Source organism: Bradyrhizobium sp. S3.7.6 (assembly GCF_054061875.1).
This window is the reverse complement of the sequence record NZ_JBSSEQ010000001.1, coordinates 3,218,808-3,238,841: the sequence shown is the minus strand read 5'-3', so window position 1 is coordinate 3,238,841 and position 20,034 is coordinate 3,218,808. Positions and strand designations below refer to the sequence as shown.

Here is a 20,034-nt window from a genome sequence, read left to right as displayed (position 1 = left end):
AAGCGACGTTCAGCGCGGGTCAGGCCGTCCCAAACGAGGCTTGTTCTTTGCCGGGAACGCAGGCAGAACAAGCCTCAAGCAAGACCTTTGGGAGCGCCCTTTCGTGGCTGAACAGAAGGCCTCGACCTCGATCGAGGCAGTGGAGAGCGGCCTCGCCGCGCAGGGCTATATCGCGAGCCGGCAGATCGCGACCGCCGTCTATTTGTCGCAGCAGATCGAGAAACCGATCCTGGTCGAAGGCCCCGCGGGCGTCGGCAAGACCGAGCTTGCCAAGGCCATTGCCGCCTGGCGCGGCATGAAGATGATCCGCCTGCAGTGTTACGAGGGCCTCGACGAGGCCAAGGCGCTCTACGAGTGGAAATACGCAAAACAGCTTCTCTACACCCAGATCCTCAAGGACAAGCTCGGCGAAGTCCTCGGCGGTGCGCAGACGCTGCATGACGCACTCAATCAGCTCCACGATTTCGGCGACGTGTTCTTCTCCAAGGAGTTCGTCGAGCCGCGCCCTCTGCTGCAGGCGCTGGAGCAGCCGGGCGGCTGCGTGCTCCTGATCGACGAGATCGACAAGTCCGACGCTGAATTCGAATCGCTGCTGCTGGAAATCCTCTCCGATTTCCAGGTCACGATCCCGGAGCTCGGCACGGTCGCGGCGATCACGCCGCCGACGGTGATCCTCACCTCGAACAGCGAGCGTGACCTCGGCGACGCCCTGAAGCGGCGCTGCCTGCATCTGCATATCGGCTTCCCCGAGCAGCGGCTCGAAGAACGCATCGTCGAGAGCCGCGTCTCCGGCATCTCGCAGGCGCTGCGCCGGCAGATGGTCGGCTTCATCCACGAGATCCGCTCGCTCGACCTGAAGAAACTGCCCTCGGTCAGTGAGACCATCGACTGGGCGCGCGTCCTGGTTCTACTTCAGGCCACGGAGCTAGACACCGATATCGTCAAGGACACGCTCAATGTGCTCCTGAAGTACGAGGCCGACATCGAGGCAGCAACGCCGCAAGTTACGACCTTCATTGCCAAGGCGGCACGGTCCAACGTCTTCGGTTGACGCCGATGCGCGAGAATCTCCATCGTTTCTTTCGGGCGGCGCGCGGTGCCGGCGTGCATGTCTCGCCCGCCGAAAGCATCGATGCAATGCGCGCGGTCAAGGAGGTCGGCTTTTCCGACCGGGCCATCCTGCGCGATGCGCTGCTCCTGACGCTCGCCAAGTCGCAGGATGAGAAGCTCGCCCTCGGCGACTGCTTTGATCTCTTCTTCAGCCAACCAGAGCCGCGGCAGGATCAACCCGAGGCCGACGACAACGACGACGCATCGCAGGACGCGGATCAGCCCCCCTCACCCAGTTCGGCCAGCGAAGCAGGCGAAGGCCAGCCTTCCGAAGGATTAGGCCCGCTTGCCCAGATGCTGCTGTCGCAGGATCGCAACGCGATCGCAGCCGCGATCGCCAGCGCTTCCGGTGCGGCTTCGCTGTCCGACATCCGCTATTCGACTCAGCGCGGCATCTTTTCCAGCCGCATCCTCGACGCCATGGGCCTTCAGCGCCTGCGCGACGATCTCGACGCGCTCACCGCGACCAATCCGTCGCTGGCCGAGCGTCTGCGGGGCGCGCTGGACGCGTTGCGCGAAGCAGTCCGCGACACCGTCTCGCAAGGCCTTGCGCTCTATGCCCGCGAGGAGGCCGAAAACCTCCGCAACGAGATCCTGCGCAACGCGCCTCTCGCCCGCATCGAGCGGCGCCAGCTCGCGGAGATGCGCGCGCTCATCCGCCAGATCGCGCGGCGCCTGCGCGAGCGCTACTCGAAGCCGCGCAAGCGTCAGCGCCGCGGCCATCTCGACGTCCGCCGCACGCTGCGCCGCAACGCGGCCTGGGGCGGCGTGCCCTTCCTCACCGCGTGGAAGCGCAAGCACCGCGACCGGCCCAAGATCGTCGCCATCTGCGACGTCTCCGGCTCGGTCGCGCAGGTCTCCGATTTCTTCCTGCTCCTGATCCACTCGCTGCACGAGGTGGTCGACGACGTCCACTCCTTCGCCTTCTCCTCGCATCTGATCGAGGTCAGCAAGATCCTGGAAAAGAAGTCGCCGGAAGAGGCGATGGCCGAGATCATGTCCAAGGTCGGCTTCGGCTCATCCGACTACGGCTCTTCGCTCGTCGATTTCGAGAAGGAGTTCATGAGCACGCTGACGCCGCAGACCACGGTGATCGTGCTCGGTGACGCCCGCAGCAACAATCTTGACCCGCGCGCCGACATCCTGCGCCGTATCTCCGAACGCTCGAAGCGCGTGGTCTGGCTCAATCCCGAAGGACGGCTCGCCTGGGGCTTCGGTGATTCCGAGATGCCGCGCTACGCGACCTTCTGCACTGTCGTGCGCCAATGCTCCACCGCACAGCAGCTCGAACGCGCCGTGTCCGACATCGTGGCGACTTATCAGTAGACGGCAATCACGTCCGCCGCTGGCGTCAGGCGGCAGTCAGCTCGGCCTGGACGAGGTTGCACTCCCGAAAGTGATGCGCAATTTCGTCGAGCGCGCGCTGCTCCCATTCCTGGGCCTGCGCGAGCCAGAACGCCCGTCGCTCCGAATCCAGCGCCGCGCGCTCTCGGCAGAGGAATTCCTGACTGCGAATTGCCATCAGCCTGTTCATGCACTCACACTCCTGTCGTGTGAAGCCAATCCCCTGCGAATCAACGTAGCAGAGTCCAGACAGAGTCCAATCGCCCTCGCTTCACGATTTCTGTGCATATCGCGACGCGCAATGGGACAGTGATGCTTCCCGTGCACTGCGGTAACTCTCGCTGCACGATCAAGCGCACATCATCAATTAGTGATCGGAGACCGGGACGATTTTCGTGCGCGAACGATCTTAACTGTTGTGGCGCAATGAAGTGCGGCAATTCGTGAAGAGAGGTTCTAAACAGCTTACCGAATTCCCGACTCATTGTCGTCGCACGGTGTTCATGCGGCGCCGCTAACAGGGGCTCGCGAACTTGGACTATCGCTTGAGGCAACATGAGCAACGACATCGACTTCGATCTTTCGCCGGACCAATGGGAAGCGCTGAAAGCGCTTCGCAACCCCGTGTCGAATGGTCGCCTCTCGAAGGCCTATCTCGTCGAAGGTCTCGTCAAGCTCGGTCTCGTTGTTGTCAATGACGGCGTACCTTCGATGACGCCGACGGGACGCAAGGTGCTGGTGCGCGGATCGTGCCGGCTACTGGATCTCGTGGCGTGACGAGACTGTCCGCGCGCAACAGCTCTGCATGATCGCCTGAAAATTGTCTTTTGCGTTCCCGCTGACGGCGTGTCGCGGGGATGACCTCAACCCGCCAACGTAACGATCAAAGGTCCATTTCGGGTTGCGATAACCGTGTGCTCGTACTGAACGGTTGGCGCCTCGGGGTTGCTGTAGAGCGTCCATGGATCGTCATCACCGTTCTCGGCCCACTCCGCGCCAAGCGACAGGAACGGCTCGACGGTGAACACCAGGCCATCGCTCATGATGCGGCGCTCGGAGCGATCGGGCCATGTCGCGATCTCCGTCGGCTCCTCGTGGAGCGACAAGCCGACACCGTGACTGGCTAGGTTCTTGACGAGCATGTAGCCGTTTTTCCGCGCAAACGTCCCGATGGCCTGACCGATGCCGGCAATCGGTTTGCCGGCGCCGACCTGCCGCAGGCCCGTCCACATCGCCCGCCGACCATCCCTGCAAAGACGCTCGATCGAACGGGTCACAGGCGGAACGGCGAACGAGGCTCCCGTATCGGCAAAGAAGCCGCTCTTCTCGGCCGAGACGTCGATGTTGACGAGGTCGCCACGCTCGATCCGCCGGGCACCCGGGATGCCATGAGCGATCTCTTCGTTCACGCTGATGCAGGTTGCGCCAGGAAAGGCATAGGCCAGTTCCGGCGCCGAACGCGCTCCGGCGGCCTCGAGGAGCTCTCGTCCGATCCGGTCGAGTTCCGCGGTGGTCATGCCGGGCTCGAGGGCCTTCCCCATCGCCTCAAGGGCATTGGCGACGATACGCCCGACCTCTTTCAGGCAGATCAGATCGTTCTCATTCGAGATTGTCATATCAGGCTCTTGCGAAAGCCGGGACATAGCTGTTGCGATGCCGACTTGCAAACGGACGAGCGCGCGCAGGAATCCTTGGATTTTGCGGCGCCCTGGGTGACTTCCAAGACCAAGCCGCGACAATCTGGCACGGTTGTTGCTCCTTTTTGACGTCCAAGACGCGTCAAACCGGGGGAGTCCACCATGTCGACCATCACCGCGGCACCTACCGCCGAGCCGAAGCCGCTCTACACCTCGCTGTTCGTCCAGGTCCTCGCCGCGCTGGTGCTTGGCGTCATCCTGGGGATGGCCGTTCCGGACTTCGCCATCGGGCTCAAGATCCTCAGCGACGCCTTCCTGAAGCTGATCTCGATGATCGTGGCCCCGATCGTGTTCTGCGTCGTCGTGCACGGCATTGCCGGCGCCGGCGACCTCAAGAAGGTCGGCCGGGTCGGCGTCAAGGCGCTGGTCTATTTCGAGGTGATGACGACGGTCGCCCTCGTGGTCGGTCTGCTGCTCGCCTATCTCTTCGGTCCCGGCCACGGCATGAACATCGATCCCTCGACGCTCGACGCCAAGGCGCTCAACACCTATGCCGACAACGCGCACAAGCTGTCCGGCGGCGGCATCGGCGCCTTCCTGATGAACGTGATCCCCAGCACCTCCTTCGATGCGCTGTCGCGCAACGACGTGCTCCAGGTGCTGTTCTTCGCGGTCCTGTTCGGTGTCGGCCTTGCGCTCGTCGGCGGCGAGAAGGGCGCGCTGGTCACATCGATCATCGACGCGGCCTCCACCGTGCTGTTTCGGGTCATGGGGCTGATCGTGCGGGTCGCGCCGCTCGGCGTGCTCGGCGCGGTCGCCTATACCGTCGGCAAATACGGCGTCGGCTCGCTGAAGCAGCTCGTCTCGCTGGTGATGCTGTTCTACGTCTCGGTCGGCATCTTCGTGCTGGGCGTGCTCGGCGGCGTGATGGCGCTCGCCGGAATCAACATCCTCAAATTCCTCGCTTACCTGCGCGAAGAGCTGACCATCGTGCTCGCGACCGCATCCTCCGATGCCGTGCTGCCGCAGATCATGAAGAAACTGGAGCGGATGGGCGTGAAGGATTCCGTCGTCGGCCTCGTCATCCCGACCGGCTATTCCTTCAACCTCGACGCTTTCTCGATCTACCTGACGCTCGCCGTCGTCTTCATCGCGCAGGCGACCAACACGCCGCTGTCCTTCGGCGACCTTCTGCTGGTGCTCGGCGTCTCGCTGATCACGTCGAAGGGCGCGCACGGCGTGCCGGGCTCGGCGATCGTGATCCTGGCCGCGACGCTCAACGCGGTGCCGAGCATTCCCGCCATCGGCCTCGTGCTGGTGCTGTCGGTCGATTGGTTCATCGGCATGGCCCGCGCGGTCGGCAACCTCGTCGGCAATTGCGTGGCGACGGTGGTGGTGGCCGCCTGGGAAGGCGATCTCGACCGCGCCAAGGCGGCCAAGGTGCTGGAGGGCGGCGAACTGGTGGACGTGACCGCGGGATAGGCCGCGGATCAATCATTCCACTGGAGGAGTGGCGTTCCATACGCCCTCCTCCAGACCGACAGGAAGCGCGGAAACCAGGAGTGCGCCACGGCGCCCTTATACGCCCAGGTGCGATACTTCAGGCCCTGCTCCGAGATCAGCTCCTGATAGCCGCCATGGACCTCGGTCGCGGTCCGAATGTCCTTCAATATTCCTTGCGCGCAGGTCCGGTAGGTATCGCTCCCTGAGGCTTCATCAAAATCCAGCATCCGATCCGCGAATTCGACATTGAACGTCGGCCACGACGAACGCCCCTGATAGGCCGGCGCCGCGATCTTGTGGATCATCTTGTTCCGTGGATTATCCGCGGACACCAGGAAGTGGAACGTGCTGGGGATGCGAAAGCGCGGCTCGGCGATGATCAGATCCGTCGTAGCCGCAAACAGCGCCCGCTCGCTGGCATCGTTCATGTCCCAGAAGCCGCGATGCACGCTGACGAAATCCAGGGCCACCAAGGACACCGGTGCCCCCGCCGGGCCGTCAAGCGAATGCTTGATATGGCCGTCCTTGCCGAACAAACGGAGCAGATCTCGCTTGTACTGCGCAAGGTCGCGACCGAGCAGCCGCTTCAGTTCGTTCTCGTCGACGATCCCGAGCTGCACGCCCCACACGAACGTCGTGTAAACGCAGGCGTTGGTGACGAAGCGCCTGCGCTCGGCCCGCGTATCCGTTGCCGCGGAGCGAGGCCCGCCGGCATCGCACAGCAAATATCTGGTGCCGTCAGCGTCGAATGGCTCAAGCTCACTCGCGAGCTGAAGGATCGCGCGCTTCAGGTCGACGCCATATTCGGTCAGCAGCAGGCGGCCGGCATGTGCGCATTGCGACATTGCCAGATAGGAAGACACTCTCTCGTCGGCACCTATCATCTGCTGGAGACCGGCGAGAATGCCGAGCAGCGTATCCGAGGGCCGCGAGAAATAATTCACGCCGAGGTACCGCCCGCGCCCTGCAGGAACGATGGTCGTCGTGACCACGTCGGCGCGAACCGCCTCCAGCAGGAGGCGAACGCTCTTTTCGAGCAGGCGCGCTCGGCGCACCGCGTCCTGCGAATCCATGATGGTTTCAGGATCGAGAACGTCGGGGTAAAACCAGGCGAAGTCGCGCGGGTAATAGGCGGAGGCGTGCGGCGCTCCCGTGACGAGGAAGGCCTCGGTCACCGAAAAGGCACTGTCCATCGAGTGCCGGTAGAGGTCCTCTATGTCCGACAACGCATGATGCGATTGTCTCAGGAAGCGATCACCGAGAAAATTGACCGCCTGAAGCGCGTTGGCGACAAAGGTCGCAGCCATCCCCTGGTAGAACCGGTTCTCACGATGTGATGGAAAAGAGATGTCGCTGTTCATATGCGTCAATCGGCTGATGTCTCGTGACCCCGTGATGGCGGCCACCATTTTAAACATGACTGATTCGTATCTCTACCCCGTGACTTGCGGGCTTCAGGCAATCACTTCGCGCCGGCACGGCCCTCCTGCGGCCTGAAATTCTCGATCACCCGCAGCAGCACGCGCGCGCCCGCGTTGGCATCGGCGAGCTCGACGTGCTCGTCCGGGTGGTGGCTGATGCCGCCGCGACAGCGGACGAAGATCATGCCGACATCGGCGATATCGATCATCGCCATGCCGTCGTGCCCTGCTCCGCTCGGCAGCTCGAACACCGACGCGCCTTCGGCAGCGATCGCCTGCGCGATCTGATCCTTCAGCCAGGGTGCGCAAGGCGCGGTGCGGTTCTCGTGAGTGACGTCGAGCTGTAGCGCCAATTGCCGGCGTTTTGCAATCGCCTCGATCTGGCGGACGATATCGGCGACCGCGCGCTTGCGATGCATGTCGGTCGGTGCCCGCATGTCGATGGTGAAGGACACTTCGCCCGGGATGACATTGGTCGCCCCGGGCCTCGCCTGGATATAGCCGACGGTGCCGACCAACCCGTCCGCGTCGGTGCGGCAAAACTGCTCGATCGCGCCGATGCATTCGGCCGCGCCGGCGAGTGCATCACGGCGCAGCGCCATCGGCACGGTGCCGGCATGGCCGGCCATTCCGGTCAGCCGCGCAGCGAGCCGTGTCGCGCCCGCAATCGCAGTGACGACACCGACGGGCAGGTTCTGGGCTTCCAGCACCGGGCCCTGCTCGATGTGCAATTCGAGATAGGCGAGCAGCTCGCGCCGGGCCCGCGCGGCCGCGCCGATGTGATCGGGATCGAGGCCGAACGCGACGAGCGCATCGCGCATCGACACGCCGTCGCGGTCGCGCGTGTTCAGGACGCTCTCGTCGAAGGTGCCGGCCACCGCCCGGCTTCCGAGCAGCGTCGAGGCGAAACGTACCCCCTCTTCATCGGCAAAGCCGATCACCTCGATCGCGAACGGCAGGCGCTTGCCGCGGCGGTTGAGATCGGCGACGCAGGCGATCGCCGTGATCACCCCCAGCGGCCCGTCCCATTTGCCGGCATCGCGCACCGTGTCGTAGTGCGAGCCGAGCATCAGGCAGGGCGCCCCCAACTGCTCGCCTTCGTAGCGTCCGCAGACATTCCCGATCGCATCGAGATGCGCGCTCATGCCGGCTTCGCGCATCCAGCCCAGGATGAGGTCAGCGGCCTTGCGCAGCTCGTTGGTGAGGTAGATGCGGGTGAGCTTGTCGCCGTCTTCCGAGATCGCGGCGAGCTCGTCGATCCGTCGCACGATCTCCTCGCCGAGCGATGCATTCTGAACGGCGTTACCAGCAACCATCTCGGCGAGCTTCCCATCTCTTGGGACCGCGGCGGCGGTCCTGGCGGCGATCGATACAAGTTCGGTGCCAGCAAAAAATCACGAACGCGGTCCCGATCCGCGCGTGGGTAGCATGAATGCGGGTTGCCGGCGGACCGTAGCTCCCGTCACGCACACACGCGAGCTGCGCCTGGCTGCTCAACTCCATTGCATACAACTTCTATATTTTGCTCAAAAGTTAATCTGCTGGCTTACTCGACAGAATTCTGAAAATTTACAAACACGATACTTTTCAATGACTTCAGATCAATTGACCACTCCGTGGCCTCTGGCACGAAGCTTGCGACATCTTATCCCAGGCTCCGCCAGACCGGCGCGGTCGCGAGATTAAGGCGGGACATCCGCCAAGGGGAGCGAGCAATGGATTTCGGCAAGATTTCACGACGTCATTTGTTGCAGGGCGGCGCGGCCCTGACCCTCGGTGCGGCAGCGGGCGTCCGCCCGGCCTTGGCGGCCGAAACGACCATCGGCTTCATCTATGTCGGCTCGCGCGATGACTACGGCTACAACCAGGCGCATGCGCAGGGCGCGGCGGCCCTGAAGAAAATTCCGGGGCTGAAGGTCGTCGAGGAAGAGAAGGTGCCGGAGACCGACGCGGTCGAGAAGACGATCGAGTCCATGATCAACCTCGACGGCGCCACCCTGCTCTTCCCGACCTCGTTCGGCTACTACAACCCGCACATGATCAAGATGGCCACCAAGTTCCCGAAGCTGCGCTTCGAGCACTGCGGCGGCCTGTGGAGCGACAAGGATCCAAAGAACGCCGGCAGCTATTTTGGCTATATCGACGAGGCCCAGTACATTTCGGGCATCGTTGCCGGCTACACCTCCAAGAGCGGCAAGCTCGGCTTCGTTGCCGCCAAGCCGATCCCGCAGGTGCTGCGTAACATCAACGCCTTCGCGCTCGGCGCCAGGCTCGCCAATCCCAAGGCCACCACGCAGGTTATTTTCACTGGCGATTGGTCGATGCCGGTCAAGGAGGCCGAAGCCACCAACAGCCTGATCGATCAGAGCGTCGACGTGCTCACCTGCCATGTCGACGGTCCGAAGACCATGGTCGAGAACGCCGCACGCCGCGGCGCCTTCGTCTGCGGCTATCACACCAACCAGTCGCCGCTGGCGCCGAAGGCGTATCTCACCGGTGCCGAGTGGAATTGGGAAGCGCTCTATCCGAAGTTCGTGAAGATGATCGCCGCCGGCGAAAGCATCCCGAACTTCTATCGCGGCGGCCTCAAGGAAGAGATCGTCAAGACCTCGCCCTACGGTGAGGCAGTCTCCGCCGAAGCGCGCAAGCACGCCGACGAGGTCAAGGCCAAATTCCTGTCGGCGGAGGGCTACGCCATCTTCAAGGGCGGCTTGGTCGACAACAAGGGCAAGACGGTGATCGCAGCCGGCACCGATCGCGGCCAGAAGGATCCCGAACTTGAGAAGATGGACTACCTGGTCGAAGGCGTGATCGGAGCGACTTCGTGACAACGGAAGCCGCGGATTCTACTGAAGCGGCCGGGACAATTGCCCCGGCCGCCGATCCCGGCTTTCTCCAGCGCCACGGCGCGACAATCGAATACATCCTGATCCCGGGCGCGGCGCTGGCCGGCGCGCTCGTGATCTTCGGCATCTTCGTCGCGATGTTCGGCAAGAACCCGCTCGATCTCTATTTTTATATGTACTACGGCGCCTTCGGCACCTGGTTCTCCTGGCAGAATACGTTGACGCGTGCCGCGCCGCTGATCCTCACCGCGCTCTGCACCGCACTGCCGGCACAGCTCGGCATGGTCATCATCGGCGGCGAAGGCGCGCTCCTGATCGGCGCGCTGTCGGCGACCAGCGCCGCGCTGGCGCTTCAGGGCATGCCGCCGCTCGTCGTCCAAATTGCCATGGTCGTCGGCGGCGTGATCGGCGGCGGTCTGTGGATCATTCTGTCGGGCGGCTTGCGCCAGTATCGCGGCGTCAACGAGACCATCTCGAGCCTGCTGCTCGTCTACATCGCGCTCGCGATCCTCAATCATCTTGTTGAGGGGCTGATGCGCGATCCCGCCAGCCTCAACAAGCCGTCGACGCGCGAGATCGGCGCCGCCAACATGATCGGCAGCATTCCCGGCACCGACGTGCATTGGGGCCTCGTCTTCGGCCTGATCGCCGCGATCGCCGCCTACGTCCTGATCTATCACACCGTGTTCGGCTTCGCCGCGCGCGTCGCCGGCGGCAACATCCGCGCCGCAAAGATCGTCGGTCTCGGCGTCAGCAAGCTGATCCTGACCATCTGCTTCCTCGCCGGCGGCGCCGCGGGCCTCGCCGGCATGGTCGAGGTCGCCGCGGTGCAGGGACGCACCAACGCCAACCTTGCGGCGGGCTACGGCTTCACCGGCATTCTTGTCGCCTTCCTCGCCCGGCAGAATCCGCTCGCGATCATTCCCGTCGCGATCCTGCTCGGCGGCATCAGCGCCAGCGGCGGCCTTTTGCAGCGCCGCCTCGGACTGCCCGACGCATCCGTTCTGGTGCTTCAGGGCATCATCTTCGTCTTCGTGCTGGCCAGCGATGCACTTTACGGCCGCATTGGATTCTTGAAGGGAAAATCCTGAGATGGCAGACGGATCGATCGGGCTCTGGACTGTCCCCCTCGCCGTGCTCGGCGGCGCCATCCGCGTCTCCACGCCGTTCCTGTTCGTGAGCCTCGGCGAATGCATCACCGAACGCTCCGGCCGCATCAATCTCGGCCTTGAGGGCACGCTGGTGATGGGCGCGATGAGCGCCTACGGAATCTCGTATCTCACGGGATCGCCCTGGCTTGGCGTGCTCGCCGCCGGCATCACAGGTGCACTGCTGGGCGCATTGCACGCCGGCATCTGCTCGCTGCCGCGCGTCAACGATATCGCGGTCGGCATCGCGCTGATGCTGTTCGGCACCGGCCTTGCCTTCTATCTCGGCAAGCCGCTGATCGAGCCCACCGCGCCGCGCCTGCCCGCGATCGATTTTGGCTGGTGGAGCGACGTCCCGCAGGTTCGCGCCGCGCTGCGCGTCAACGTCCTGTTCCTGATCGGCGTCGCGCTCGCGCCGATCCTCTATTGGGCCTTCCGCACCACGCGCTGGGGCCTTTTGATCCGCACCGCCGGCGAGAGCTCCGACGCAGCGCGCGCGATGGGCCATTCCGTGTTGCTGATCCGCCTGCGCGCGACCATGGTCGGCGGCTTCCTTGCCGGCATCGGCGGCTCGTTCCTGTCGCTGTTCTATCCCGGAAGCTGGAACGAGGGCCTGTCCTCCGGCCAGGGCATCACCGCCGTGGCCCTCGTGATCTTCGCGCGCTGGGATCCCCTGCTCTGCCTGTGGGCCTCGCTCGCCTTCGGCGGTGCCGCGGCCCTGGGCCCTGCACTGCAATCGGTCGGCGTCACCTCCGGCTACCACCTCTTCAACGCCGCCCCCTACATCCTGACGCTGGCGATCATGATCATCACCTGCTCGCCGAAACGCACGCTGACCGGAGCCCCGGCCGAATTGTCGATCACCCGCTAGAGAGCGAAATCATGCCCGAGCGCTATCTCAAGTCCGAGCCCTACGCCTGGCCTTACAATGGCGATCTCCGTCCCGAAAACACCGCGCTCATCATCATCGACATGCAGACCGATTTCTGCGGCATCGGCGGCTATGTCGACAAGATGGGCTACGACCTCTCGCTGACGCGGGCGCCGATCGAGCCGATCAAGAAGTTGCTCGCAGCGATGCGCGCGCAAGGCTTCCACATCATCCATACGCGCGAAGGCCACCGCCCCGATCTCTCCGACCTTCCCGCCAACAAGCGCTGGCGCTCGCGCCAGATCGGCGCCGGCATCGGCGATCCCGGCCCTTGCGGGCGTATCCTCGTTCGCGGCGAGCCGGGCTGGGACATCATCGAGGAGCTGGCGCCGCTGCCGGGCGAGCCGATCATCGACAAGCCCGGCAAGGGCTCGTTCTGCGCCACCGACCTGGAGCTGATCCTGCGCGTGCGTGGCATCGAGAACATCGTGCTCACGGGCATCACGACCGACGTCTGCGTCCACACCACGATGCGCGAGGCCAACGATCGCGGCTTCGAATGCGTCCTGCTGCACGATTGCTGCGGCGCCACCGACAAGAGCAATCACGACCATGCCCTGAAGATGATCAAGATGCAGGGCGGCGTGTTCGGCGCGGTCTCGACGTCGGACGCCTTCATCGGAGCTATTTCGTGATCATCGGCGAAACACCGCCGCCAGCAGGCGCCTTCGGCGTCGACGCCATCGCCATGACCATGCGCTTCGGCGACTTCCTCGCGCTCGACAATGTCGAGCTGAAGGTGCGGCCGGGCTCGTTCCACGCGCTGCTCGGCGAGAACGGCGCCGGCAAGTCGACGCTCGTCAAATGCATCATGGGCTATTACCACGCGACCGAAGGCGACATCCTCGTCGGCGGCCGCGAGCAGGCGATCGCGAATCCAAAGGACGCCCACGCGCTCGGCCTCGGCATGGTCTACCAGCATTTTACCCTGGTGCCGGCCATGACGGTCGCGGAAAATCTCGTGCTGGCCCGCGACGATGTGCCGGCCGTGGTGAACTGGCCAAAGGAGATGAAGGAGCTCGAGGCTTTTCTGGCGCGGATGCCGTTCAAGGTACCGCTCGGCGCCAAGGTCTCCGACATCTCCGCCGGGGAGCGGCAGAAATGCGAGATCCTCAAGCAGCTCTATCTGAAGCGCCGCTTCCTGATCCTGGACGAGCCGACCTCGGTGCTGACGCCGGCGGAGGCCGACGAAGTGCTCGGCATGCTCCGCGACATGGTCGTCAAGGGCGAACTGACCATCCTGATGATCACGCACAAATTCCGCGAGGTCATGGCCTTCGCCGACGACGTCACCATCCTGCGCCGCGGCAAGCTCGCAGGTGCCGGCAAGGTTTCCGAACTCACACCGGATGCGATGGCACGAACCATGATCGGCGCCGAGGAGCTGACCGTGCAGCCGCCGCGCACCGGCGAAGCCGGCCAGGCCCGGCTGGAATTGGCACAAGTCCGCGCGCTCGACGACGCGGGCGCCATCGCCGTGCACGACGTCTCACTCACGGTCCGCGCCGGTGAGATCGTGGGCATTGCCGGCGTCTCCGGCAATGGCCAGCGCCAGTTGGTCGAGGTGTTGGCCGGCCAGCGCGAGGCGGAGGGTGGTGAAATTCGCGTCGCGGGCGATTCCTATCACGCCAGCCGCGAAGAGATGCGGCGCCACAAGATGTCGCTCCTGCCCGAGGAGCCGCTGAAGAACGCCTGCGTCGGCGGCATGAGCGTCGCCGACAACATCGCCTTCCGTGAATTCGACCGCGCGCCCTTCGCAAGCGGCGGCTGGTGGCTCAACCGCGGCGCCTTCCGGGACGATGCGAAGAAGAAAATCGCACAGTACAAGATCAAGACCCGCACGCCCGATACGCCGATCGCGGCGCTGTCGGGCGGCAACGTCCAGCGCGCCGTGCTGGCGCGCGAGCTTGGCGGCAACGTCGAGGTGCTGATCGCGGCCAATCCCTGTTTCGGCCTCGACTTCGCGGCGGTGGCGCAGATCCACGCCGAGATCATGGCCGCCCGCAACCGTGGCGCCGCCGTGCTGCTCGTCAGCGAGGATCTCGACGAATTGCTCGAACTCTCCGATCGGCTGGTGGTGATGTTCCACGGCGAATTCGTGTATGAAGCACGAACCAGCGAAGCCGATCTCACCGTGGTCGGCCGGCATATGGCGGGGCATTGACCAGAGACGAGCGATGAGCGGTGGATCCGAGCGCGACGAGCACTTCCTTCGCCTGTCCTTCACGGTCGCGCGCCGCTCGCTCACCCATGGCAACCATCCGTTCGGCTGCGTCGTCGTCGATGCCGATGGCAAGGTGCTGATCGAGACCGAGAACGGCTACATGCCCGACCATGACGGCACTGCGCATGCCGAGCGCCTCGCGGCCACGCAGGCCTGCCGTATGCTCGACCGCGAGGTGCTGGCGAAAGCCACGCTCTATTCCTCCGCCGAGCCCTGCGCGATGTGTGCCGGCGCGATCTACTGGGCCGGCATCGGCCGCGTGGTCTATGGCCTCAGCGAGCACCGCCTGCGCGGCGTCACCGGCAACCATCCGGAGAACCCGACGCTCGACCTGCCCTGTCGCGAGGTCTTTGCCAGCGGCCAGCGATCGACGGAAGTCGTCGGGCCGCTGCTTGAGGACGAGGCCGAGGCGCTGCACGACGGCGTGTGGACCAAGTAGCGAGCTCAACAACTCGACTTCGTAGGGTGGGCAAAGCGAAGCGTGCCCACCGATAACTAACTATCTGGGAAGATGGTGGGCACGGCGCATTGCGCCTTTGCCCACCCTACGCTCGGAAACGCTAATAACGCCGCGCATTCCTGCGCGGCGTTATTCAAACCTGAAGACCTTCAGCCGATCAGAACTTCACAGTGATACCCCCGTAAACCGTGGACTCGGTGCAGCTGTTGGTGCTCTGGCCGGTCGCGGCGACCGTGCAGACGCCGGGCATGGCGTTGTGGTCGAGGCCGAACTTGTTCTGCCAGTAGCGATAGGCAACCCAGAGATCGACGAAGTGCGAGTACTTGTCACCCCAGGCGGCCTTCGAAGCGTCGAAGGTCAGGCGGATCGGTTCGCTGTTCAACTCGACCTTGGACGCAGTAGAGAACCGGCCAGGGCCGGAGAGCGCAGGCAGGCCGTTCGAGTCGCCCTTCGCTCCATACCAGCCGGCGCGGCCGCTGATCGACCAGAACTGCATGTTCGGCGGCAGGAAGCCGAGGTCCATATAGTAGTTGATTTCGACGGCCCAGGTCGGGTTGTAGCTGACATTGCCATCGGAGTTACAGCTCACACCCGGGAGGGGGCCAGCAAAACCGCTGCCGCACTGAGTGAAGGCGTTGTGGTTGGAGAACTCCCAGTACATCAAGGGCGCGACGTTGATGTAGCCCTTGTAAGGAAGGTCGAAGGCGAACTGGAGACCGGCAACGACGTCCCGCTTCGCGGGCGCCAAGAAGGTGTTCTCGGAATTGCCATCCATACCGACTTCAAACGAAATGTTCTGTAGCGGCCCCATGGTGAAGGCCTTGGTGTTGAAGAGCTGGTTCCAGCCGAAGGTCGAGCGGAACAGGCCGTAGATCTCGGTCGCGCCGGCGCAGTCGGCTGCACCGAAGGAGGAAGACAGACCAGGTGCGATACAGGGCGAAGCAGGGTCGTTATGGCCCGACTTGAACATCGAGATGGTGAAGAAGTTGGTGCCGTAGGCCCAGAGGTCGAAGTGCGTGAACGAATAGACCTGCTTGGCGGTCGTACCGTTGATGCTGCCGTTCGGATTGACGCTCCACATGCCGGGGTCAGTGCCCTTGGGCATCCAGGAGAACGTGACGCGGTTGTCGATCACCAGGAAGAACGGGACGTCCGACGCTTTCTTGGCAGCCTTGACCGGCAGGTCCGCTGCCTGAGCCAGGCCACTGGTAGCGAGTGTAGCAATCGACAGCGCCGCGGCTGCGATTGCCTTGAAACCAAACGACATCCTGAATACCCCCAAGTTTGGACACGTAAAAATGAACGCCCCTTGGGTGCGACACTTGCGCCGATCTCCCGGAGTGAGAAGCCTCAACTTTTTTCAAGGCATGCCGCTTGTTTCGGCAGGAGGCGGCCTTTCAACCCAGGAATTCGAGGATTTTTTCCGTTTCGCTGCTGCGTGCGTGCGGTGACGCGATGCCGAAGATTCCCGTTTGATTTCATTTGTCTTTTGTGGCGGCGCAAGAATGCAGACACAATTGACGACAGCGACCGTTGGCCCGGTCGGGAATTGCATACGCGCGCAGGCGCGACTTTGCTCAACTTCACGTCAGGCCTGCACAGCGGGTTCCGATTTGGTTTGAGCCGTCACAAATTTGCAACAGGCGTCTCTCGCAGGGAGGCCGCCGCAATGGCTCTCCCTGATGTCGGTTGGAAACGATCATCGACTGACAAGGGCCGCGACTCGCGACACAGACCGCCTGCCGAAGCGTTGAGCAAGGGATGACGCTTTTTCACATCTTACGCGACGGTTCAAACTAGCCCACAATTGAGGCACTTCACCCCGTGCCAGCGCATCAGCGAATGTTAGATCAGACGTCCAACGACCTGCATTCCGGCGAGCCCCCTCTGCTTCAGACGATCGGGCTCACCAAGCGCTATGGTGATTTCCTCGCCAACGACTCCATCAGCATCGAGATCCAGCCGAAACAGATCCATGCCCTGCTCGGCGAGAACGGCGCCGGCAAGTCGACGCTGGTCAAGGCGATCTACGGGCTGATCCAGCCCAGCGCCGGCGAGATCCGCTGGCAGGGCCACCCCATCGTGCTGTCGGGTCCATCAGAGGCGCGTAGCCGCGGCATCGGCATGGTGTTCCAGCATTTCTCGCTGTTCGACAATCTCACGGTCGCCGAGAACGTCGCGCTCGGCCTCGACGGCAGGGAATCCTTCAAGGACATGTCGGCGCGGCTGGAGCAGGTGTCGAAGACCTACGGCCTTCCGCTCGATCCCAGGCGCGAGGTCTGGCAACTCTCGGTCGGCGAGCGCCAGCGCATCGAGATCGTCCGCGCGCTGATGCAGGATCCGAAATTCCTGATCCTGGACGAGCCGACCGCCGTGCTGACACCGCAGGAGGCCGACCAGCTTTTCATCGTGCTGGAACGCCTCAAGGCCGAAGGCCGCGCCATCCTCTACATCAGCCACAAGCTGGAGGAGGTGAAGCGGCTCTGCGACACCGCCACGATCCTGCGCGGCGGCAAGAAGGTCGAGACCTGCAATCCCCGGCTCGAGACCGCGGCCTCGCTCGCGCGGATGATGGTCGGCGGCGAGATCAGGGAAGTGAGAGCACCGGTAGGCCGCAAGACCACCGTGCCGCGGCTCGTCGTCAACGACCTTTCACTCGCGCCGAGCGAGGCGCATGGCGTGCGGCTCGAGCACATCTCGTTCGAGCTGAAGGGCGGCGAGATCCTCGGCATCGCCGGCGTCGCCGGCAATGGCCAGGACGAGTTGTTCGCCGCGCTCTCCGGCGAGCGCCTGTCGAAGGACCCTGGCACGGTGGTGATCGAGGGCATCGCCGCCGGCCACCTCTCGATCACCCGGCGCCGCAAGCTGGGCGCGGCGTTCGTCCCGGAGGAACGGCTCGGCCACGGCACCGCGCCGCGCATGAAGCTGTCGGAGAACGCGCTACTGACCGGGCACGCCGCCAGCGGCATGGTCCATCACGGCTTCATCGACACCGCGGCGACACTGAAAACCGTGGACCGCGCGACCGAAACGTTCGACGTTCGCAAGGCCAAACGGGATCCGGAAGCTGCGAGCCTGTCCGGCGGCAATTTGCAAAAGTTCATCGTCGGCCGCGAGATCCTGCGCAACCCCGCGGTGCTGGTGGTGAGCCAGCCGACCTGGGGCGTCGATGCCGGTGCCGCCGCCGTGATCCGCCAGGCGCTGCTTGATCTCGCAACCGCAGGCGCCGCCGTGCTCGTCACCAGCCAGGATCTCGACGAGCTCGCGGAGATCGCCGACCGCATCGCCGTGATGTTCCACGGCCGGCTCTCGGCGCCGCTTGCCACGAGCGAAGCCACGCGCGAAAAACTCGGCCTGTTGATGGGGGGCAGCAGCCTGGAGCCGAAGGAGGCCGCGCATGCAGTTGGTGCTTGAGAAGCGCGTCGAGCGTTCCAACACGATCGCGCTGGTCTCGCCGCTCATCGCGATCGGCCTCACGATCGCGACCATGACCGTCCTGTTCGCGATCCTCGGCAAGAATCCGCTTCTGGCGCTGCAAGCCTATTTCATCGCGCCGTTGACCGACGGCTATTCACTGCAGGAGATCGCGGTGAAGGCGACGCCTCTGGTGATGATCGCGATCGGGTTGTCGCTCTGCTATCTCGCCAACGCGTGGAACATCGGCGCCGAAGGGCAATTCCTGATCGGCGCGGTGGCCGGAAGCTGGATCGCGGTGAAGACGCAGGGCACCGATGCCGGGGCCTGGGTGCTGCCGGCGATGCTCGTGCTCGCCGCCGCCGCAGGTGCGCTCTATGCGCTGATCCCGGCGATCTGCAAGGTGAAGTTCGGCGCCAGCGAAATCCTGACCAGCCTGATGCTGGTCTATGTCGCCGACCTCTTCCTCGACTATCTCGTGCGCGGCCCCTGGCGCGATCCGCATGGCTTCAACTTCCCGACCACGGCCGAGTTCGATCCGGTAGCGACGGTGCCCCTGCTGATCGAAGGCGGCCGGCTGCATCTCGGCTCGATCATCGCCCTGCTCGTCGTCGCGGCCGCCGCGATCCTGCTCGGCCGAACCATCAAGGGCTTTGAGATTCGCGTGGTCGGCGCGGCGCCGCGCGCCGCGCGGTTCGGCGGCTTCAACGCCAACCAGTTGGTCATCCTGACTTTCGCTGTGTCGGGCGCGCTCGCCGGGCTCGCCGGCATCATTGAGGTGGCGGGTCCGGTCGGGCATCTCCAACCCGGCATCTCGCCCGGCTACGGCTTTACCGCAATCATCGTCGCCTTCCTCGGTCGGTTGAACCCGCTTGGAATATTAATTGCAGGCCTTTTCCTCGCATTGACCTTTATCGGCGGCGAGCAGGCGCAGATCGCGATGAAGATCCCGTTGGACGTCACCAAGGTTTTCCAAGGCATCCTCCTGTTCTACGTCCTCGCCTGCGATTCGCTCATTCTCTATCGCTTCAAGCTGGTTTTCCCGAACCGACAGGTGGCCCGTGGAACTGGTTGAAGCCATCATCCTCGCGGTGCTCGCCGCATCGACGCCGCTCCTGATCGCCGCGACCGGCGAACTCGTGACCGAGCGCTCCGGTGTCCTCAATCTCGGCGTCGAGGGCATGATGATCGTCGGTGCGGCCTGCGGCTTTGCGGGTGCGTGGCTCACCGGCTCGATCTTCATCGGCGCGCTGTTCGGCATCGTCGCGGGCGCGCTGATGTCGCTGGTGTTCGCGCTGATGACGCTCGGGCTCGCCGTCAACCAGGTTGCAACGGGTCTCGCGCTGACCATCCTCGGCGTCGGCCTGTCCGGCCTGATCGGCGCCGGCTTCGTCGGCGAGCGCATCACGCCCGCGATGCACCTCTCCATTCCCGGCCTCACGGACATGCCGCTGATTGGCCGGATGCTGTTCGGCGAGGACGCCTTCGTCTATTTCTCCATCGCACTCGTTATCGGCGTCTGGTGGTTCCTGTACCGCACGCGCGCGGGATTGATCCTGCGTGCCTGCGGCGACAATCATGTCTCCGCGCATGCGCTCGGCTACCCCGTGCTGCGCATCCGCACCTTCGCCGTGATGTTCGGCGGCGCCTGCGCAGGCCTCGCCGGCGCCTACCTGCCGCTCGCCTACACACCGTTCTTCATTCCCGGCATGACCGCGGGCCGCGGCTGGATCGCGCTGGCGCTGGTGGTGTTTTCGTCCTGGCGGCCCGGCCGGCTCGTGGTCGGCGCCTACCTGTTCGGCGCGGTGACGATCCTGCAACTGCACGCGCAGGGCTGGGGCGTCGGCATTCCCTCGCAGTTCATGTCGGCGCTGCCTTACCTCGCAACCGTCATCGTCCTGGTCCTGCTCTCACGCGCGCGCACCGGCGGCTCGACCGCGCCGGCCGCGCTCGGCACCGTGTTCGTGCCCGACCGCTAGTTTCATTTCCGCGGCGT

The 20,034-nt window shown here is 64.2% G+C and carries 18 protein-coding genes; 13 read left to right on the top strand and 5 right to left on the bottom strand.

The window, feature by feature from the left end; translation table 11 throughout:
- The first annotated feature begins 103 nt into the window (after nucleotides 1-103).
- Together ACVJ5M_RS15285 and ACVJ5M_RS15280 are read left to right on the top strand one after the other, a co-directional pair.
- A complete protein-coding gene (locus tag ACVJ5M_RS15285; protein WP_085405733.1) occupies nucleotides 104-1,051 on the top strand; it encodes an AAA family ATPase in 948 nt (315 codons plus the stop codon).
- A gap of 5 nt (nucleotides 1,052-1,056) precedes the next feature.
- The gene (locus tag ACVJ5M_RS15280; RefSeq protein WP_354100003.1) at nucleotides 1,057-2,436 is read left to right on the top strand and encodes a vWA domain-containing protein; all 1,380 of its coding nucleotides are present in this window, start codon (nucleotides 1,057-1,059) and stop codon (nucleotides 2,434-2,436) included.
- Nucleotides 2,437-2,461: 25 nt separating this feature from the next.
- Here ACVJ5M_RS15280 and ACVJ5M_RS15275 read toward each other — a convergent pair whose 3' ends face one another.
- Nucleotides 2,462-2,644, bottom strand: a complete 183-nt coding sequence (locus ACVJ5M_RS15275; RefSeq protein WP_028152900.1) for a hypothetical protein — start codon at nucleotides 2,642-2,644, stop codon at nucleotides 2,462-2,464.
- A 365-nt stretch (nucleotides 2,645-3,009) separates the two neighbouring features.
- Here ACVJ5M_RS15275 and ACVJ5M_RS15270 point away from each other — a divergent pair, with 365 nt between their 5' ends.
- A complete protein-coding gene (locus tag ACVJ5M_RS15270) occupies nucleotides 3,010-3,231 on the top strand; it encodes a hypothetical protein (protein ID WP_028152899.1) in 222 nt (73 codons plus the stop codon).
- An 86-nt stretch (nucleotides 3,232-3,317) separates the two neighbouring features.
- Here ACVJ5M_RS15270 and map read toward each other — a convergent pair whose 3' ends face one another.
- Nucleotides 3,318-4,070: a type I methionyl aminopeptidase gene (gene map / locus ACVJ5M_RS15265; protein WP_135215180.1), complete on the bottom strand. Its 753-nt coding sequence runs from the start codon at nucleotides 4,068-4,070 to the stop codon at nucleotides 3,318-3,320.
- 183 nt (nucleotides 4,071-4,253) lie between these two features.
- On the opposite strand from map, the gene ACVJ5M_RS15260 reads away from it, so the two are divergent.
- Nucleotides 4,254-5,573: a dicarboxylate/amino acid:cation symporter gene (locus tag ACVJ5M_RS15260; protein WP_063982032.1), complete on the top strand. Its 1,320-nt coding sequence runs from the start codon at nucleotides 4,254-4,256 to the stop codon at nucleotides 5,571-5,573.
- 8 nt (nucleotides 5,574-5,581) lie between these two features.
- On the opposite strand, the gene ACVJ5M_RS15255 is transcribed toward ACVJ5M_RS15260, so the two are convergent.
- Both ACVJ5M_RS15255 and ACVJ5M_RS15250 read right to left on the bottom strand, forming a co-directional pair.
- On the bottom strand, nucleotides 5,582-6,955 hold the full coding sequence (locus ACVJ5M_RS15255) for a hypothetical protein (protein ID WP_354100008.1): 1,374 nt from the start codon (nucleotides 6,953-6,955) through the stop codon (nucleotides 5,582-5,584).
- Between the two features lie 101 nt (nucleotides 6,956-7,056).
- On the bottom strand, nucleotides 7,057-8,331 hold the full coding sequence (locus ACVJ5M_RS15250) for an allantoate amidohydrolase (RefSeq protein WP_354100004.1): 1,275 nt from the start codon (nucleotides 8,329-8,331) through the stop codon (nucleotides 7,057-7,059).
- A 399-nt stretch (nucleotides 8,332-8,730) separates the two neighbouring features.
- Between ACVJ5M_RS15250 and ACVJ5M_RS15245 the strand changes: the two genes are divergently transcribed.
- The 6 genes from ACVJ5M_RS15245 to ACVJ5M_RS15220 are packed head-to-tail and all read left to right on the top strand — an operon-like array spanning nucleotide 8,731 to nucleotide 14,603.
- Nucleotides 8,731-9,843: a BMP family ABC transporter substrate-binding protein gene (locus ACVJ5M_RS15245; RefSeq protein ID WP_063982029.1), complete on the top strand. Its 1,113-nt coding sequence runs from the start codon at nucleotides 8,731-8,733 to the stop codon at nucleotides 9,841-9,843.
- Nucleotides 9,840-10,952, top strand: a complete 1,113-nt coding sequence (locus tag ACVJ5M_RS15240) for an ABC transporter permease (protein ID WP_063982028.1) — start codon at nucleotides 9,840-9,842, stop codon at nucleotides 10,950-10,952. The genes ACVJ5M_RS15245 and ACVJ5M_RS15240 overlap by 4 nt, the downstream gene beginning before the upstream one ends.
- Nucleotide 10,953: 1 nt before the next feature.
- Nucleotides 10,954-11,880 carry an ABC transporter permease gene (locus ACVJ5M_RS15235; RefSeq protein WP_038957599.1) on the top strand — a complete coding sequence of 309 codons (927 nt, stop codon included), beginning with the start codon at nucleotides 10,954-10,956 and terminating at the stop codon, nucleotides 11,878-11,880.
- 11 nt (nucleotides 11,881-11,891) lie between these two features.
- Nucleotides 11,892-12,575 carry a biuret amidohydrolase gene (gene biuH / locus ACVJ5M_RS15230; protein WP_063982027.1) on the top strand — a complete coding sequence of 228 codons (684 nt, stop codon included), beginning with the start codon at nucleotides 11,892-11,894 and terminating at the stop codon, nucleotides 12,573-12,575.
- Complete coding sequence (locus ACVJ5M_RS15225) at nucleotides 12,572-14,104, top strand: ABC transporter ATP-binding protein (protein WP_084795041.1); 1,533 nt, start codon at nucleotides 12,572-12,574, stop codon at nucleotides 14,102-14,104. The genes biuH and ACVJ5M_RS15225 overlap by 4 nt, the downstream gene beginning before the upstream one ends.
- Nucleotides 14,105-14,117: 13 nt before the next feature.
- Nucleotides 14,118-14,603 carry a nucleoside deaminase gene (locus tag ACVJ5M_RS15220; protein WP_063982026.1) on the top strand — a complete coding sequence of 162 codons (486 nt, stop codon included), beginning with the start codon at nucleotides 14,118-14,120 and terminating at the stop codon, nucleotides 14,601-14,603.
- 178 nt (nucleotides 14,604-14,781) lie between these two features.
- Here ACVJ5M_RS15220 and ACVJ5M_RS15215 read toward each other — a convergent pair whose 3' ends face one another.
- Complete coding sequence (locus ACVJ5M_RS15215) at nucleotides 14,782-15,891, bottom strand: hypothetical protein (protein WP_063982025.1); 1,110 nt, start codon at nucleotides 15,889-15,891, stop codon at nucleotides 14,782-14,784.
- A gap of 575 nt (nucleotides 15,892-16,466) precedes the next feature.
- Here ACVJ5M_RS15215 and ACVJ5M_RS15210 point away from each other — a divergent pair.
- From ACVJ5M_RS15210 to ACVJ5M_RS15200, 3 genes are read left to right on the top strand one after another with little or no spacing between them, the layout of a single operon-like run.
- On the top strand, nucleotides 16,467-18,038 hold the full coding sequence (locus ACVJ5M_RS15210) for an ABC transporter ATP-binding protein (RefSeq protein WP_063982024.1): 1,572 nt from the start codon (nucleotides 16,467-16,469) through the stop codon (nucleotides 18,036-18,038).
- Nucleotides 18,022-19,113, top strand: coding sequence for an ABC transporter permease (locus ACVJ5M_RS15205; protein ID WP_063982023.1), 1,092 nt, complete (start codon nucleotides 18,022-18,024; stop codon nucleotides 19,111-19,113). The genes ACVJ5M_RS15210 and ACVJ5M_RS15205 overlap by 17 nt, the downstream gene beginning before the upstream one ends.
- Entirely contained in the window at nucleotides 19,100-20,017 is a 918-nt protein-coding gene (locus ACVJ5M_RS15200) for an ABC transporter permease (RefSeq protein WP_063982022.1), read from the top strand. The genes ACVJ5M_RS15205 and ACVJ5M_RS15200 overlap by 14 nt, the downstream gene beginning before the upstream one ends.
- Nucleotides 20,018-20,034 lie beyond the last annotated feature (17 nt).

Coding starts and splice junctions, on each gene's coding strand:
- ACVJ5M_RS15250 (WP_354100004.1), bottom strand. CDS start 8,331: ATGGTTGCTGGTAACGCCGTTCAGAATGCATCGCTCGGCGAGGAGATC.
- ACVJ5M_RS15235 (WP_038957599.1), top strand. CDS start 10,954: ATGGCAGACGGATCGATCGGGCTCTGGACTGTCCCCCTCGCCGTGCTC.
- ACVJ5M_RS15220 (WP_063982026.1), top strand. CDS start 14,118: ATGAGCGGTGGATCCGAGCGCGACGAGCACTTCCTTCGCCTGTCCTTC.
- ACVJ5M_RS15270 (WP_028152899.1), top strand. CDS start 3,010: ATGAGCAACGACATCGACTTCGATCTTTCGCCGGACCAATGGGAAGCG.
- ACVJ5M_RS15260 (WP_063982032.1), top strand. CDS start 4,254: ATGTCGACCATCACCGCGGCACCTACCGCCGAGCCGAAGCCGCTCTAC.
- ACVJ5M_RS15215 (WP_063982025.1), bottom strand. CDS start 15,891: ATGTCGTTTGGTTTCAAGGCAATCGCAGCCGCGGCGCTGTCGATTGCT.
- map (WP_135215180.1), bottom strand. CDS start 4,070: ATGACAATCTCGAATGAGAACGATCTGATCTGCCTGAAAGAGGTCGGG.
- ACVJ5M_RS15205 (WP_063982023.1), top strand. CDS start 18,022: ATGCAGTTGGTGCTTGAGAAGCGCGTCGAGCGTTCCAACACGATCGCG.
- ACVJ5M_RS15275 (WP_028152900.1), bottom strand. CDS start 2,644: ATGAACAGGCTGATGGCAATTCGCAGTCAGGAATTCCTCTGCCGAGAG.
- ACVJ5M_RS15280 (WP_354100003.1), top strand. CDS start 1,057: ATGCGCGAGAATCTCCATCGTTTCTTTCGGGCGGCGCGCGGTGCCGGC.
- ACVJ5M_RS15210 (WP_063982024.1), top strand. CDS start 16,467: ATGTTAGATCAGACGTCCAACGACCTGCATTCCGGCGAGCCCCCTCTG.
- ACVJ5M_RS15255 (WP_354100008.1), bottom strand. CDS start 6,955: ATGAACAGCGACATCTCTTTTCCATCACATCGTGAGAACCGGTTCTAC.
- ACVJ5M_RS15245 (WP_063982029.1), top strand. CDS start 8,731: ATGGATTTCGGCAAGATTTCACGACGTCATTTGTTGCAGGGCGGCGCG.
- biuH (WP_063982027.1), top strand. CDS start 11,892: ATGCCCGAGCGCTATCTCAAGTCCGAGCCCTACGCCTGGCCTTACAAT.